Below are 15,388 nucleotides of genomic sequence, written 5' to 3' on the forward strand. Positions count from 1 at the left end.
TGCGCCGAGCCCTACTCGAGGGACGCGATGACGAACGCGAGGCGACCGTGGGCCGCGCGCAGGACGGCCTCGACGCGCTCGGGGCTGTCGGCCCGCGCGAAGATGAACCCGAGGTACCGCGAGCCCTCGGGGAGAGGGACCAGCTCCTGGCCCACGTGGGCCGTGATCACGACCTCCTCGATCCCGGGCACGGCTCGGGCCGCCGCCTGCCCCTCGACCGCTTCCAGCACGCCGCGGCCCGGGATCGGGATCATCATCACGCCCGCCGGCTGCCGCTCGCGCTCGAGCGAGGCGATGTCCAGCCGGAGGGCGTGGCGCAGGATGATCTCCTCCAGCGTGAGCCCGGTGCCGAAGCGGAGGGTCCGCGAGCAGAGGCCGCCGATCGACCGGGCGGCGATCTCGATGAGCCACGCCCGGGGCGGCGTCTCCTGGACCCGGAGCTCGGCGTGGATGGGTCCCTCGCGGAGCCCGAGCGCGCGCGCGGCCTCGGCCGCGGACGCCCCGACCGCCGCCTGGACGTCGGCCGGGAGGCGCGAGGGCGTCACGTAGATCGTCTCCTCGAAGAACGGCCCGTCGAGGGGATCGGGCTTGTCGAAGAGCGCCAGGACGTGGAGGCGGCCCTCGACGAGCAGCCCCTCCAGCGCCACCTCGCGGCCCGGCACGAAGCCCTCCACCAGGATCTGATCCGCCCCCTCGCCCAGCGCGGCGACGTCGGGGGTCTCCAGGATGGCCGCGATCCGCCGGAAGGCGGCGACGAACTCGGCTTCCGTGTCGGCGCGAATCACGCCGCGGCTGGCCGCCAGGATCGTGGGCTTCAGCACGCAGGGGTAGGCAACCCCGCGGGCCGCGGTCGCCGGGTCATCACCGAGGGTGAACAGCCGGTAGGGGGGACCGGCGACACCGGCCCGGCGGAGCGCCTCGCGCATGCGGTACTTGTTCCGGGCCGTGGCGACCGCGGGGACCGGGTTTGCCCGCAGCCCCAGGGCGTCGGCGATCGCGGCGCCCACGACCGTGGTGACGTCGTCCACCGGGACCACGGCGTCGAGCGGCCGCCGCCGGGCAAGCTCGGCCACGGTCCGAGCGGCCTTCTCGGGATCGGTGAAGTCGACGGTCAGGAGGTGGTCAGGAAACTCCGTCTCGAACGTGCTGGGCCGCTCCGAGGCCACGATCATCTCCACCCCGAGCCGGCCGGCGGCCTCGACGAAGTCCTCGGTCCGGTAGGTCGTGGTCGGAATGAGAAGGAGGAGTCGCTTCATGGGACACGCTCGCCCGGCGGGTCACCCCGCCGGGCCCGGTGTCGGAATCGCGGGGAGCCGAGAGCTAGGAGTGTGTCGGCGTAAAGCCGGCGCCGACCACCGAGCGCGTGGTGCATCGAGGAGTGCTCCGAGCGGCGGCTTCCTCGCCACCACGACGGGGGGGCATCGGGGGGGTCTTCCGAGACCCCCCCGAAATTATCTAGCCCTTGGAGGGCGAGTAGTACGGGTTGGTGCCGGACGCGTGGTCGGTCACGTCCAGGACCTCGGTGATCTCGGGGATCTCCTCGAAGATCATCCGCTCGATGCCGGCTTTCAGCGTGACGTCGGCCGCGCCGCACCCCTGACAGCCGCCGCTCATCCGCAGGTACACGGTGCTTTCCTTGACGTCGATCAGCTCGATGTACCCGCCGTGGCCCGCGACCGCCGGATTGATCGCGCTATCGAGCAGCTCCTGGACCCGCTCCTTGACCTCTGGCATGGTCGCCTCCTCTGAGTACCGCCATTGTACCGCGAATCGCCCGAGGGCGGGACCCCCCGGGGGCGCGGTGGCGTGGCGGCGGAGGCCTTGACTTGGGTGGCGCCGTGGCGCTTGATAGGGCGCATGAAATCCGCAGCCGGAGCGCGGCGGGGCGCCCCGAGTCCCGCATGACGGCCGCGCCACCGCGCTATCTGGCGGTCGTCCGGCGCGGGGAGACGGACGTCTACCGACTGCTCAAGCAGTACCTGGAGGCCCGCGGCATCGCCCACGTCGTGTGGGACCGCCGGACCGAGGAGCGGCGGCGTGCGAGTGACGCCGGGAGACCCGACCGCCGCCGGGGCGAGCGGCGCGGGCCGGCCCGGGGCGCGGGGGGCCACGCCCTCGGCTTCTTCATCGCGCGGCGGCCCGAGCCGGAGGCGTCCGTCGCGACGAAACCGGCCCGGCGGCGCGAGGCTCCGTCGCCCTGAGGGAGCCGCCCGAGCGCGCGCGGCCAGGCCGGGCGCGCGAGAGCCGATCAGGCGGCGGGCGGCTCCGTGGCCTCGGCGCGTTGCCGCCGAGGCATGCGGCCCCGGGCGAGCCGGAGCAGGACCAGCGAGCGGCCGGCCAGCTCGTAGCTCTCGCCGCCCCGCTGCCCCGGCTGTTCGCCGCGGGGATCGGCGGTCGCCGTGTCGACGACCGTCTCCCACCGCACGCCTTTCCGGTGGGCGGGCAGGACGAAGGGGACGGGCTCGTGGTGGGCGTTGAGCAGGATCAGGAACGTGTCGTCGACGATCCGCCGTCCCTCGGCATCGACCTCCTCGATCGCGTCCCCCGACATCCGGAGGCCGAGGCACCGCGTGTGGCTGTTCGTCCAGTCCTCCTCGGTCATCTCCCGCCCGTCGGGGCGGAACCAGGCGAGGTCCTTCACCTCCGAGCCCCGGATCCGGCGGCCGTAGAAGAACTGCCGGCGGCGCAGCACCGGATGCCGGCGGCGGAGGCGGCAGAGGCGCCGCACGAAGGCCAGGAGGTCGCGCCGCCCCCGGTCGAGGCTCCAGTCGAACCACGAGAGCTCGTTGTCCTGGCAGTAGGCGTTGTTGTTCCCCTGCTGGGTGCGCCCGATCTCGTCCCCCCCGCACAACATGGGCACGCCCTGGGAGAGGAGGAGGGTGGCCAGGAAGTTTCGCTTCTGGCGCTCGCGCAGGCTCAGGATCGCCGGATCGTCGGTCGGCCCTTCCGCGCCGCAGTTCCAGGAGAGGTTGTGGTCGGCGCCGTCCCGGTTCTCCTCGCCGTTGGCCTCGTTGTGCTTGTCGTTGTAGCTCACGAGGTCCTGGAGCGTGAACCCGTCGTGCGCCGTCACGAAGTTGATGCTCGCATAGGGCCGCCGGCCGCCGCGCCCGTAGAGGTCGCTGGAGCCGGTGAGGCGGTAGGCGAGCGAGCCCGCCTGTCCCTCGTCGCCCTTCCAGAAGGCGCGCACGGTGTCGCGGTAGACCCCGTTCCACTCGGCCCAGAGGACCGGGAAGTTCCCCACCTGGTAGCCGCCCTCGCCGAGGTCCCACGGCTCGGCGATCAGCTTCACCTGCGAGATGACCGGATCCTGCTGGATGATGTCGAAGAACGCCCCCAGCCGGTCCACGTCGTGAAGCTCCCGGGCCAGGGCGGCCGCCAGGTCGAAGCGGAAGCCGTCGACGTGCATCTCCTGGATCCAGTACCGGAGGCTGTCCATGATGAGCTGGAGCGTCCGGGGATGCGTCATGTTGAGGGTGTTGCCGCACCCCGTGTAGTCCATGTAGTGACGGCGGTCCTCGGGGACCAGCCGGTAGTAGGCGGCGTTGTCGATCCCCCGGAAGGCGAGCGTCGGCCCCAGGTGGCTCCCCTCCGCCGTGTGGTTATAGACGACGTCGAGGATCACCTCGATCCCGGCCTGGTGGAGGGTCTTGACCATCGTCTTGAATTCCACCACCTGCTCGCCCAGCGTGCCGTCCGACGCGTACCGCGGGTCGGGGGCGAAGAAGCCGAGGGAGTTGTAGCCCCAGTAGTTGGTCAGGCCCCGGTCCACCAGGTGCTTGTCGACGACGAACTGGTGGATCGGCAGGAGCTCGACGGCCGTGATCCCGAGCCCCCGGAGGTACTCGATGGCGGCCGGAGAGGCCAGGCCGGCATAGGTGCCCCGAAGCGCCTTGGGGACGTGGGGATGACGGGCGGTGAACCCCTTCACGTGGACCTCGTAGAGGATGCTGTCGTGAAGGGGGGTCCGGAGCGGGCGGTCCCCGCCCCAGGTGAAGGCGGAGTCGATCACCACGCACTTGGGGATCCCGGCCGCGCTGTCCCGGTCATCGGGCTGGAGGTCGGCCTCGGGATGGCCCACCGTGTAGCCGAACAGGGCGTCGCTCCACCGAAACGTGCTGTCGATGGCCCGGGCGTAAGGGTCGAGCAGCAGCTTGGCGGGGTTGAAGCGGTGGCCGGCGGCCGGCTCGTAGGGACCGTGGACGCGGTAGCCGTAGCGCTGGCCGGGGCGCGCCTCCGGCAGGTAGATGTGCCACACCTGATCGGTGCGCTCGGTGAGCGGGATCCGGACTTCGGCTTCTCCGCTGGGACCCTCGAAGAGGCAGAGCTCGACGCCGGTCGCGTTCTCCGAGAAGAGGGCGAAGTTCACGCCGGCGCCATCCCAGGTGGCGCCGAGGGGGTATGGGTGACCGGGTCGCGTGCGCATGGGTCCTCCGGTTTCCCCGCGTGCAATCCGAGTGCCGGTGTGCCGGCAGGGCTCTGGTAGAATCGAGGTGTCCATGTTGCCCGTACTCTGCCCCGGCTGCCGGAGCCCCGTCCCGTCTGACACCGTCAAGTGCCCGTGGTGCGGCCGGAACGTGAACCAGGGGCAGTGGGACGACGAATAGCCCCGCGCATTGACAATCCTGGCGCGCTGATGCGATCCTGCGCGCCGTGACGAGCCCCGCGCCCGCCGGTCCCTCGGGCGGGGACGGCCCCGCCACCCCGGCCGAGGCGCAGAGCTCGCCCCCCCTCCTCGACCTCTTCCGCCGGCGCCTGCGGGTCAAGGTCATCACCCTGATCGTCGCCGTTCTGATCGTCGGGTTCGGCGTCCTGGTGACGTTGAACATCCAGCGGGAAGCCCGGGCGCTGGTGGACCGCCACCAGGAGTCGGCGCGCCTGCTGGCCGGGTCCATCCTGGCCGCCATCGAGAACGGCATGCTGGAGGGGCGGCCGGACATCATCCGCCAGCTCGTCCAGGGCTTGCAAACCGAGCTCAAGGATGTCCGCCGGATCGATGTCTATCGCCGGAACGGCGTCGAGGCCTTCACCGACATGGAGACCGTCAACGAGGTGAACCGCATCGCCGGGCTCGAGCAGAGCCTGATCGACCGGATCGCCAAGATGCGCCGTGAGCCCGGGACGCGGATCAGCCACCCGCTCTTCACGCGCGCCGTCCAGACCATCGAACCCCAGGAGACCGAGGAGGGCCTCGACGGCGCCCGGGTTCTCACCCTCTTCCGGCCCCTCCGGAACCTCGACAAGTGCCAGGAGTGCCACGGCACCGACCACCAGGTGCGCGGGGTGGTCCGGGTCAGCCTGGGCCTCGACAAGCTGGAGGGGGAGCTGCGGGCGGCCCGGATGCGCCAGGTCACCGTGGCCGGCCTGACCATCCTCGGCGTCGCCGTCTGCCTGGTGGTCTCCATGGGCCGGCTGGTGCTGAAGCCCATCGCCCGGGTCAGCGCGGCCGCCCGCCGGATCGGCGCCGGCGACTTCGACACCCGCGTGGAGGCGCCCAGCACGGACGAGATCGGGGACCTCGGCCGCGTCATCAACGACATGGCCGGCCACCTCCGGACAGCCCGGGCCGAGCTCGAGGCCCGCAACGCCGAGCTGGCCACGGCGCTCCAGAACCTCAAGGAGTCGATGCAGAAGGTGGAGCTCCTGGAGCAGCTCAAGGGGGAGCTCGTCAAGTTCGTGCCGGAAGCGGTCACCCGGCTCCTCGAGCAGAACCCCGACGCCCGCGAGCTCGAGAAGCGCGAGGCCGACGTCTCCGTGCTCTTCCTCGACGTGGAAGGCTACACGCGCCTCTCGGAGCAGCTCCCCCCGCAGCGACTGAACCGGATGATCCAGGACTACTTCGGGAACTTCCTGGAGATCATTCGCGCCCATCACGGCGACGTCAACGAGACCGCCGGGGACGGCCTCATGGTGATCTTCCAGAGCGAGGGGAGCCCCACGCGCCACGCCCTCAACGCCGCCGGCACGGCCTTCGAGCTTTTGGCCCGGGTGGCCCAGCTCAACCAGGAGTTCGCCGGGATCTACCCGCCGGTCGCCATCCACGTCGGGATCAACAGCGGGCCGGCGCTGGTGGGAGCGACGAAGATCGACGCCGCCGGCGGCGGGCGGTGGACGTTCACCGCCACCGGACCGACGACCAACCTGGCCGCCCGCGTCGCCGGGCTCACCAAAGGGGGCGAGGTCAAGGTGGGGCCCGAGACGGCCGAGCGCATCAAGGGCCACTACGTGCTGGAGGACACCGGCGAGCACCAGCTCAAGAACGTCTCGCGCCCGGTCCGCGTCTACCGGCTGGTCCCGGCCGGCGTCTACACGTCCGTCCAGATCTGACGGGTCCCGTGTTTCGGCTCCGTGAAAGCGTGATATAAAGGTCCCAAAGGAGACCTGAATATCCCCGAGATCTGGATGTCACACTCCGCGACGGCGAGGCGGCACACTGTTTGGGTTCCTCGGGACGCAAGGACGTACGAGCCCAGAACGCAGCGGTGCTCGTGGTTATGACCCAAACCATCGAGCCTGAGCTGGGACTCGGCCGCCCTTATCCCGGGGCGGCCTTTCGTTCCCGATTAGCAAAGCGCTTAGGCAAACGTCCAGAACCTAAGGAAGCTCACTTCGCGGGCGCCACAACAATAAGATGAATACGTCACCATCAGTTCTGCCCTCGTTCAGCCGTCCTCCCGTAATAGAAGTGGTCTGCGGTGTACAGTTCGACCGCCTCTCGTCCTTCAAGGCCGTACACTTTGGCGAGTTCCTCCAGCGCGTACGTCACGCATATCCGCACACTGAAGATCACCCACCTCTAGCTGAAGTCTTCGATGACCGTCCGGGCACCGACCGGCCCTCACTCTTGGAGATGGATATCCCGTTTTCTCGCGTGTTCTACATTGATCCAAGCGGCAACTTCCTACTACAGCTCCAGCCCACAAGGTTCCTGGCAAATTGGCGCAGAATGAATGATAGTGATGAATACCCTCGGTTTACTGCCGCGTATGACCGTTTCCTCAACGGATGGGATGACTTCGTTCGTTTTTGCAAGACTAATGGCCTCGGTACGCCGCAAGTGAACCAGTACGAATTGACGTACATCAATCACGTCGCTGAAGCGGTTGAAGCATACCCTGTGGGAATCCAGCACATTTTGCCGATCGTCTCCTGGCGATCCGCCCAGTCTATTCACTTCCTGCCCCCACCCCGTGGCCTCTCTTTGAAGGTTCAGTTCGCATTACCGGATGACAAGGGATCTCTTCACGTCACCGTAAACCACGGTGAGCGGCGGCGCGACAAGGAGCGTGTCTTACTCCTCGATCTCACAGCCAGAGGACCGGGTCTCAAGGACTGGTCTGACATGAACGTTTGGTTTCAGACGGCGCACGAATGGATTGTTCGTGGCTTCACGGATCTCACGGCAGGCATCGCGCACGATAGATGGGGAAGGCAGCAGTGAAGACCGAGCCCCTTCTTAGCGGTACATCGACCAGCGGCGAAATCAAGTCTCAATCGCAATCTCAATTCTCGATGATTGATAGTTCGACAACAGGAGCCCGGGCAGTCATGCTAGGTCCAACCATCCTGGTTTCAACCGGTAGGCGGTGGCGTCCCGACATCGCAGCTGCTACTATGACTGCTCTGACGGCCCTCACGCCGATCGGCGAAATCTTTGTCCCCGGCCGGAGACACGCTTACGAGATCGCCAACGCTTACGTGCTGTTTGTAGACGATAGCGAGCGTGCCGAGGACGACTATTATCTTCCCACCATCATGCCGATACAGGTTAACTGGAACCGTTTTCGGATCCATCCGCGGCGTCCATTTCGTTGGCTGCCTCAACCACCGCCCTTCGTGGACTCGGCCGATCTATCTGAGGACGACGGCGACGAGTGAGCGACTACCCTTGGTATGAAGAGGTACCCTGTGATTCTGCGATAACACAAGGAGACATCATCGAGCGCTGCCCAGTTTTGGGGTTTGGTGAGATGCCAAATTTGGCCGAACTTGCGGCGACCGGCGATCTACAGCAACTCGTAGAGGCTCTCGAGGATTCTGTGGACGGCATCTATGCTCGAACTATCGTCATGAGTCAGGCCTGTGATCTTGAGAATGAGAAAGTTACGAATGTGATACTATGCCCGATCCACCCGGAGGATGCGCTTCGCCCGGAATGGGAACGTGACATGACTGCAGCTAACCAGAAACCAACGGACAAGGCCTGGAAGAGCTTTCTGAAAAACCTTCGCGATGGGCGGGTTTGGAACCTGGCCCTTCTCGAGGGCAGGCCAGCCGCAGATGCGGTGACTCCTTCAGTCCCTCGCCAGGTCGTTGATTTTCAACTCATTTACACATTGCCGCGCACCTTCCTGACAGTCGTTGCCGGGCTGAACCCCGGCACCCGCCTTAGACTTCTGCCACCGTATCGGGAGCACCTCTCACAGGCCTTCGCCCGATATTTCATGCGTGTCGGCTTGCCTGAAGACATCAAAATCGAGTAATCCCACATTCCATTCGATCCGGCGAGGGCTCGCGCCGGCGAGCCTGAGCCTTTCTTCGCTTTGATTTTGTGCTCACCGTGTGAGGCGCGCGGCCACCGTCCGCAGGTCCTCGATGAAGCGCTCGGTCTCGGTCCGGCGGGTCGCCTCGTCGGGCGCCCGGAGGAGCGACGAGGGGTGAACGGTCGCCGTCACCAGCGGGCCGAGCGGCGAGGGGACGAACGCCCCGCGCTGGCGGGTCACCTTGAAGGTCTTCCCCAGCAGCGCCTGGGCGGCGGTGGCGCCCAGGCAGACGATGACCTTCGGCCGGACCAGCGCGATCTCGGTCTCGAGCCACGGCCGGCAGGCGGCGATCTCGGCAGCGTTCGGCTTCTGGTGGATGCGGCGCTTTCCCCGGGGCTCCCACTTGAAGTGCTTGACGGCGTTGGTCACGTAGACCCGGGCGCGGTCGATCCCGGCCGCCTCCAGGGCGCGGTCGAGGAGCCGTCCGGCCGGCCCGACGAAGGGCTTCCCGGCAAGGTCCTCCTGGTCTCCCGGCTGCTCCCCGACCAGCATGAGGTCGGCCTTGGCGTGGCCTTCGCCGAAGACCGTCTGGGTCCCGCGACGCCAGAGGTCGCAGGCGCGGCACCCCCGGGCCGCCTCCCGGACGCGCGGGAGCGTCGGGCGCTCGGGGATGAGCGCCGCCGCCGTCCGGGGCTCCCGGGCCGGCGGCGTCACCCCGTGCGCGCCTCGGTGGGGCTGCCCGCCTTCACGAGGCCCTCCAGGATCTCCTGATCCGCGGTGTCCACCGAGGTGATCCGGATCCGCACGAGCCCCGAGCCCGCCGGCGCCTCGGCGGCGAGCACCTTGCCGTAGAGATCGCCCGAGTCCTGCGCGAGCGCCGGGAAGCGGAGCCGCAGGCGCACGTTGGTGAGCGGCGGCAGCGGGGTCTCGAGCCGCGCCTCGAGCCGCCCCCGCCCGAGCCGCGTCACCTCGCCCGCGATCGGATCGGGGCGGACGGCCTTGCCCTCGATCACCCAGCACCGGAGGGGCAGGGCGGCGGGAACGTCGGAGCCGCCCTCCGCCGTGACCTCGGGCAGGCGGCGGGGATACTGCCCTCCGATGGCCCGCAGCTCGTAGAGGAGCAGCGGCTCCCCGAGCCCCTTCATCTCGACGGGCATCGGCGGGGCGACCTCCGCCAGGTCGCGAACCCGTGCGTAGGTGGACGGGCTCAGGAGCACCTGGCCCCCGACCGTGCAGGCCTCCACCCGGGCGGCCAGGTTGACCACGCTCCCCACGACGCCGTACTTGGTCCGCTTCTCGGAGCCGATGTTGCCGACGACGGCTTCGCCCGTGTTGAGCCCGATCCCCATCTCGAGCCGCGGGAGGCCGCGCGCGACGTGGCGCTGGTTCACCTCCTCCATGGCGAGCTGCATGGCGACCGCGCAGGCGGCCGCGCGCTCGGCGTGGTCCGGGTGGTCGAGCGGCGCCCCGAAGACGGCGAAGACCGCGTCCCCGATGAACTCGTCGATGGTGCCGCCGTGCTCGATGACGATCTCGGCCATGCGGCCGAGGTAGCCGTTGAGGACCTGGACGACCTCGGTCGGGTCGGCCCGCTCGGCGAACCGCGTGTAGCCGCGGAGGTCCGACATGAGGATGGTGACGTCGCGCTTCTCGCCCCCGAGCCGGAGCCCGCCCGGGGACTCGAGGACCGTCCGGGCGATCTCCGGGGAGACGTAGCGACCGAAGGTGTCGCGGATGAAGTCCCGCTGGCGCAGACCTTCCAGCATGTCGTTGAAGGCCCGCGTGAGCTGCCCCACTTCGTCCTGTGACCGGACGGGCAGCGATTCCGAGAGGTCGCCGCCCGCGACGCGCGTCACTCCGCGCGTGAGCGCGGCGACCGGCCCGGTGACCCGCCGGGCGAGGACGAGGCCGACCGCCAGGGCGATCAGGCTGCCGAGCAGCGAGGCGCCGAGGATCAGGTGGCGGAGGTCGGTCAGCCGCTCTAGGTACACGTCCACCCGATAGTCCACGTCGAGGACGGCGAAGACCCGGCCCCCGGGATCGCGTACCGGCGCGAAGGCGGTGATCCAGGTCCCCGACTGGTTCTGGTAGACCCGGGTGTGAGTGGCGACGCCTTCGCGGAAGGCGCGGCCGATGGGCTCGAGGAGGGCGGGGACCAGCGGATAGGGCTCGCCGGGGGCGCCAGGCCCGCGGCTGGTGACCATGAAGTGGGCCAGCCGCCCCGACTCCTCGAACCCGGTGAGGGTGTAGATCGGGGTGGCGACCTCGTTCTGATCCTGCACGGCCGCCAGGGCCGCTCGCACGCGCCGGTAGGCCTCCGAGTCCTGGGTGAGCGTCCGCTCCACCTCGGCGTGGAGCGCGGGGTCGATGAGGAGCGCGCCGGTCCGCGCGATGTTCAGCAGGAAGGTGGCCAGCGTGTCCTGGAGAATCTGCTTCTGGCGCTCGTAGATCAGGTAGCCGACCAGGCCGATCCCGAGGACGGTGACCGCGACGAAGCCGGCGGCCACGCGAACGCTCAGGCGCTGCCAGGGACGCGGGCGGACCGACGGCATGGCCGCCCCGTTCAGCTCGGGGCGGGAGCGCCGGCTGCCGCCCGCTGCCTCCCGCCCTTCCTGCCCGGCCACATCCGCATCGATTCCTTCATGGTTCCCCATTGTACGCCGGGGACGCCGGCCCGACGGCCACGTGCTATGCTGGCCCGTGGGTGGAGATCGAGGGGAACCTCGTCATTCGGTGGCGCGAGAGCGGGGGCTTCGATCTGAGCTTCGTGCCGCTCAACCCCGGGCAGGGTGTCACCACGGGAGTGCGGCGCCTCCGGGATGTGTGGGCGCTCCAACGGGCGCTGACCGAGCTCGGCCTCGACCGAGACCGCGTCGTGGACGTCGTGAGCTCGCCCTACGTGCTCCATTCCCTGCGGGTCCGGGTCGCCCGCCAGGCCGCGCGCCGCGTCGGGCTCCTCCCCACGCCGATCGGGCGTGCCCTCGCCGTCCTGGTCGAGCTCCTCCGGCAGTCGGCCCGCCGCCTCGCCCGCCGTCCGCCGTCCCGGTCCTGATTCGGCCGCGCCTTGACAACGGGCAGAAGGCCGGGCTATGGTCCCCCCGCTCACGCTCGAGCGCCATGATCACGCAAGGAGAGAGCCCATGCCGTCACGGCGGACATTCCTCACAGGCGCGGTGGCCACCGGCGCGGTCTCCCTGGCCCCTGGGCCGCGGCGGCGGACCGCCGCGGCCCAGGAGGCGCCGCGCACGGGGGGCATCCTGAAGGTCGCCATCATCGGCGAGCCCCCCTCGCTCGACGCGCACTTCACGACCGCCTCCCTCACCTACGACGTCACGTCCCACTTCTGCGAGCCGCTCTTCACGCTGGACGACAAGTACGCGGTCGTCCCGATGCTGGCCGAGGGCTACACGGTCGGCGAGGGCGGCCGCGTCTACACGATCCGCCTCCGGCGTGGCGTCCCGTTCCACAACGGGAAGGAGCTGTCGGCCGAGGACGTGGTGGCCTCGCTCGGCCGCTGGGGCAAGATGGCCTCGGTCGGGAAGCTCCTCTTCAAGTCGGTCCAGTCGATCCAGGCCAAGGACCGCCACACCGTCGAGCTGCGGCTCGCGACCCCGTCCGGCATCGTGCTCTCGGCCCTCGCCAACGCCAGCCAGTTCCCGGCGATCTATCCAAAGGAAGTCGTGGAGGCGGCGGGGGACGGACAGATCAAGGAGTTCATCGGGACCGGGCCGTTCCGCTTCGTCGAGCGCATCCCCGACCGCTACGTGCGGATGGCCCGTTTCGACCGCTACGCGGCGCGGAGCGAGCCGCCGAGCGGCTACGGCGGCAAGCGCACGGCGTATGTCGACGAGATCCAGTTCATCCCGGTGCCGGACGTGGCCACCCGCGCCGCCGGGGTCGAGTCCGGCGAGTACCACTTCAGCGACTGGATCGCCCCCGACTCCTACGACCGCCTCAGCGCCAACCCGCGCCTCGACGTCATGGTGGTCAAGCCGAACGAGTGGATCACCGGCGTCTTCAACAAGAAGATCGGGCCGTTCACCAACCGGACGCTCCGCCAGGCCGTCATGTCCGCCCTCGACATGGAGCCGATCATGAAGGCGGCCGTCGGCCGCCCGGAGTTCTACCGGCTGGATTCGAGCATCCAGTTCCGGGAGCAGGTCTGGTGGACCGACGTCGGCAAGGAGGCCTACAACCGGCCGGACAAGGCGAGGGCCAAGCGGCTCATGCAGGAGGCCGGCTACAAGGGCGAGCCGATCCGCTGGATGTGCACCCAGTTCTACGACTGGATGTACAAGTCGGCCCTGGCGGCCAAGCAGCAGCTCGAGGACGTCGGCTTCGTGATCGATCTCCAGGTGCTCGAGTGGGCCACGGTCGTCCAGCGGCGCAGCGATCCCCGGCACTACGAGATCTTCACCACCGGCGTCGGGTTCGCGGCCGACCCGACATTCCAGGTGATCCTGAGCTGCGACTGGCCCGGCTGGACCTGCGACCCGAAGCTCGAGGCGATGATGGGCCGCCTCGCCTCGGAGACGGACACCCCGAAGCGCATGGCGATCTGGCGTGACATCCAGGGCTGGTTCTGGCAGGAGGTCCCGGTCATCAAGTTCGGCGACTTCTTCACGCTGCGGATCAAGCAGAAGGCGGTGGGCGGCTACGCGAACCGCTACCGGCCGTTCTTCTGGAACGTCTGGCTGGCCGCGCGCTGACCGCGATGCCGAGCGCGTCGCCGACTCGAACACGAGGAGCGCCATGACGACAGCGGGACAGGTGGGGCAGCCGATCAAGCGCAAGGAGGACCTCGGGCTCCTCACGGGCAGCGACCCCTATGTCGCCGACATCCCCCTCAAGGGCGCGCTCCACGCCGCCTTCGTCCGGAGCACCCACGCCCACGCGCAGATCCGCCGGGTCTGGATCGGCGACGCCCAGGAACTCCGGGGGGTCGCCGCCATTTTCACGGCGACCGACTTCACGACCGAGCTGGGCGAGATCCCGATGGTGATCGAGAAGGAAGCCTTCGACGAGGTCAACTGGCGCACGCGCCGGGTCCTGTGCGAGGGGAAGACTCGCTACGTCGGGGAGCCGCTGGCCATCGTCGTCGCCGAGAGCCCGTACCTGGCCCAGGACGCCGCCGACCTGATCCAGATCGAATACGACGTCCTCCCGGCCGTGACCGACGGCGAGGCCGCGCTCCTGCCCGGCGCGCCCCGCATCCACGAGCGCTTCAAGACGAATCGCGCGACCCGCTGGGAGCGGATCCACGGAGACCTCGAGGCGGCGTTCCGGGACGCCCCGGTCGTCGTCGAGGCCAAGCTCCGGAACCAGCGGCTGCTGGCGGTGGCCATGGAGCCGCGGGCGGTGGCGGCCCGATGGGACGCCGGGCGCGGCGAGCTGACGGTGTGGGGATGCACCCAGATCCCCCATGGGCTCCGGGACGCCATCGCCGAGCACCTCAAGCTCCCGGCCGAGCGCGTCCACCTGATCGCCCCCCGGGTCGGCGGCGGCTTCGGCGCGAAGATCGCGCTCTACTCCGAGGACCTCCTGGTCCCCTGGGTCGCCCGCCGCCTCGGGCGCCCCGTGCGCTGGGCGGCGAGCCGCCGGGAAGATCTCCTGGCCACCTCCCACGGCCGGGACGTGGTGGCGACCATGCGGCTGGCGGCGGATCGGGACGGCCGGATTCGCGGGCTCAAGGCCCGGATCGTGGGGAACCTGGGCTTCACCCTCTTCAGCGACGGCCCCCTGCTCCCGGTCCTCTGCGGACAGATGATCACGGGCTGCTACGACATCCCCGCGGTGCGGGCGAAGGTCATCGGCGCCTACACGAACACGATGGGCACGGCGGCGTACCGGGGGGCCGGGCGGCCGGAAGCGGCCTACTTCATCGAGCGGATGATCGACCTCCTGGCCCGGGAGCTCGACCTCGATCCCGCCGCCGTGCGCAAGCGGAACTTCATCCCGCCCTCGGCCTTCCCCTATCAGGCGCCGATGGGGCCCCACTACGACAGCGGGAACTACGCCGGGGCCCTCGACGCCCTCCTGCAGAAGGCGGACTACGCGGGGCTCCGTGCCGAGCAGGCCCGCGCCCGCGCGGCCGGCGGGCTCGTCGGCGTCGGGCTCGCCTCCTACGTCGAGATGTGCGGCTTCGTCGACGCGGAGACGAGCGACGTCGTCGTCGGGCCGGACGCCCGGGTGACCGTGCTCACCGGCTCGTCTCCCCACGGCCAGGGACACGAGACGAGCTTCGCCCAGATCGTCGCCGACGAGCTCCAGGTCCCGGTGGAGCACGTGACGATCGTCCACGGCGACACCCGGAAGGTCCGCAAGGGCGTGGGCACCTTCGGGAGCCGCAGCATCGCGCGCGGCGGGATGGCCGCCCTGGTCAACGCCCGGCTGGTGGCCGACAAGGCGCGGCGGATCGCGGCGCACCTGCTCGAGGCCCGCCCCGACGACGTGGTGCTCGAGGGCGGGGTCTTTCACGTCCGCGGCGTCCCCGACCGGCGCGTCCTCTGGGCCGACGTCGCGGCGGCCGCGCATGGCGAGCGGCGGCCGTCCGACCTCGAGCCGGGCCTCGAGGCGCGGCAGGACTTCGTCGGGGAGGGCCTCCTCTATCCGTTCGGCGCGCACCTGGCGCTGGTCGAGGTCGATCCCGAGACGGGCGTGGTGGCGGTACGACGATACCTGACGGTGGACGACAGCGGGCTGATCGTGAACCCGCTGCTCGCGGCCGGGCAGGTCCACGGCGGGCTCGCCCAGGGGATCGGCCAGGCGCTCTGGGAGGCCGGGCGGTACGACGAGGCGGGGCAGCTCGTGACGGGTTCCCTGATGGACTACGCCATCCCGAAGGCCGAGGACCTGCCGGATTTCGAGACCGGCCACACGGCGACCCCCTCGCCCCGCACGGCGCTCGG

Annotated in this window: 13 protein-coding genes; 8 read left to right on the forward strand and 5 right to left on the reverse strand. The window is 69.6% G+C overall.

The window, feature by feature from the left end:
* Positions 1-11: 11 nt before the first annotated feature.
* Positions 12-1,256 carry an ATP-grasp domain-containing protein gene (locus VGW35_17165; GenBank protein ID HEV8309392.1) on the reverse strand — a complete coding sequence of 415 codons (1,245 nt, stop codon included), beginning with the start codon at positions 1,254-1,256 and terminating at the stop codon, positions 12-14.
* 199 nt (positions 1,257-1,455) lie between these two features.
* Positions 1,456-1,734, reverse strand: a complete 279-nt coding sequence (locus VGW35_17170; protein ID HEV8309393.1) for a NifU family protein — start codon at positions 1,732-1,734, stop codon at positions 1,456-1,458.
* Positions 1,735-1,901: 167 nt separating this feature from the next.
* Between VGW35_17170 and VGW35_17175 the strand changes: the two genes are divergently transcribed.
* Positions 1,902-2,201: a hypothetical protein gene (locus VGW35_17175; protein ID HEV8309394.1), complete on the forward strand. Its 300-nt coding sequence runs from the start codon at positions 1,902-1,904 to the stop codon at positions 2,199-2,201.
* 47 nt (positions 2,202-2,248) lie between these two features.
* Here the strand turns inward: VGW35_17175 and glgX are convergent, their stop codons facing one another.
* Entirely contained in the window at positions 2,249-4,423 is a 2,175-nt protein-coding gene (glgX, locus tag VGW35_17180) for a glycogen debranching protein GlgX (GenBank protein HEV8309395.1), read from the reverse strand.
* A gap of 227 nt (positions 4,424-4,650) precedes the next feature.
* On the opposite strand from glgX, the gene VGW35_17185 reads away from it, so the two are divergent.
* The 4 genes from VGW35_17185 (at position 4,651) to VGW35_17200 (ending at position 8,480) form a co-directional block, all read left to right on the forward strand.
* Complete coding sequence (locus VGW35_17185; GenBank protein ID HEV8309396.1) at positions 4,651-6,324, forward strand: adenylate/guanylate cyclase domain-containing protein; 1,674 nt, start codon at positions 4,651-4,653, stop codon at positions 6,322-6,324.
* Between the two features lie 304 nt (positions 6,325-6,628).
* Positions 6,629-7,438 (forward strand): TIGR04255 family protein, encoded by an 810-nt coding sequence (locus tag VGW35_17190; GenBank protein ID HEV8309397.1) that lies wholly within the window; start codon positions 6,629-6,631, stop codon positions 7,436-7,438.
* Positions 7,435-7,875 carry a hypothetical protein gene (locus VGW35_17195; GenBank protein HEV8309398.1) on the forward strand — a complete coding sequence of 147 codons (441 nt, stop codon included), beginning with the start codon at positions 7,435-7,437 and terminating at the stop codon, positions 7,873-7,875. The genes VGW35_17190 and VGW35_17195 overlap by 4 nt, the downstream gene beginning before the upstream one ends.
* Positions 7,872-8,480, forward strand: a complete 609-nt coding sequence (locus tag VGW35_17200; GenBank protein ID HEV8309399.1) for a hypothetical protein — start codon at positions 7,872-7,874, stop codon at positions 8,478-8,480. The genes VGW35_17195 and VGW35_17200 overlap by 4 nt, the downstream gene beginning before the upstream one ends.
* Positions 8,481-8,552: 72 nt before the next feature.
* On the opposite strand, the gene VGW35_17205 is transcribed toward VGW35_17200, so the two are convergent.
* Both VGW35_17205 and VGW35_17210 read right to left on the reverse strand, forming a co-directional pair.
* On the reverse strand, positions 8,553-9,194 hold the full coding sequence (locus VGW35_17205; protein HEV8309400.1) for a UdgX family uracil-DNA binding protein: 642 nt from the start codon (positions 9,192-9,194) through the stop codon (positions 8,553-8,555).
* The gene (locus tag VGW35_17210; GenBank protein ID HEV8309401.1) at positions 9,191-11,032 is read right to left on the reverse strand and encodes an adenylate/guanylate cyclase domain-containing protein; all 1,842 of its coding nucleotides are present in this window, start codon (positions 11,030-11,032) and stop codon (positions 9,191-9,193) included. Before VGW35_17210 ends, VGW35_17205 begins: the two co-directional genes overlap by 4 nt.
* Before the next feature lie 152 nt (positions 11,033-11,184).
* On the opposite strand from VGW35_17210, the gene VGW35_17215 reads away from it, so the two are divergent.
* From VGW35_17215 to VGW35_17225, 3 genes are all read left to right on the forward strand, one after another.
* A complete protein-coding gene (locus tag VGW35_17215; GenBank protein ID HEV8309402.1) occupies positions 11,185-11,532 on the forward strand; it encodes a hypothetical protein in 348 nt (115 codons plus the stop codon).
* An 88-nt stretch (positions 11,533-11,620) separates the two neighbouring features.
* Positions 11,621-13,189 (forward strand): ABC transporter substrate-binding protein, encoded by a 1,569-nt coding sequence (locus VGW35_17220; protein HEV8309403.1) that lies wholly within the window; start codon positions 11,621-11,623, stop codon positions 13,187-13,189.
* A gap of 43 nt (positions 13,190-13,232) precedes the next feature.
* Positions 13,233-15,388 (forward strand): xanthine dehydrogenase family protein molybdopterin-binding subunit (locus VGW35_17225; GenBank protein HEV8309404.1); only part of this gene is annotated, 2,156 nt, incomplete at its 3' end.

The sequence above is a fragment of the Candidatus Methylomirabilota bacterium genome, from assembly GCA_036005065.1.
Lineage (GTDB): Bacteria > Methylomirabilota > Methylomirabilia > Rokubacteriales > DASRDR01 > DASYQW01.

Excerpts from the sequence above, each read along its gene's own strand:
- VGW35_17165 (HEV8309392.1), bottom strand. The coding sequence starts at position 1,256 with ATGAAGCGACTCCTCCTTCTCATTCCGACCACGACCTACCGGACCGAG.
- VGW35_17170 (HEV8309393.1), bottom strand. The coding sequence starts at position 1,734 with ATGCCAGAGGTCAAGGAGCGGGTCCAGGAGCTGCTCGATAGCGCGATC.
- VGW35_17175 (HEV8309394.1), top strand. The coding sequence starts at position 1,902 with ATGACGGCCGCGCCACCGCGCTATCTGGCGGTCGTCCGGCGCGGGGAG.
- glgX (HEV8309395.1), bottom strand. The coding sequence starts at position 4,423 with ATGCGCACGCGACCCGGTCACCCATACCCCCTCGGCGCCACCTGGGAT.
- VGW35_17190 (HEV8309397.1), top strand. The coding sequence starts at position 6,629 with ATGAATACGTCACCATCAGTTCTGCCCTCGTTCAGCCGTCCTCCCGTA.
- VGW35_17210 (HEV8309401.1), bottom strand. The coding sequence starts at position 11,032 with ATGCCGTCGGTCCGCCCGCGTCCCTGGCAGCGCCTGAGCGTTCGCGTG.
- VGW35_17220 (HEV8309403.1), top strand. The coding sequence starts at position 11,621 with ATGCCGTCACGGCGGACATTCCTCACAGGCGCGGTGGCCACCGGCGCG.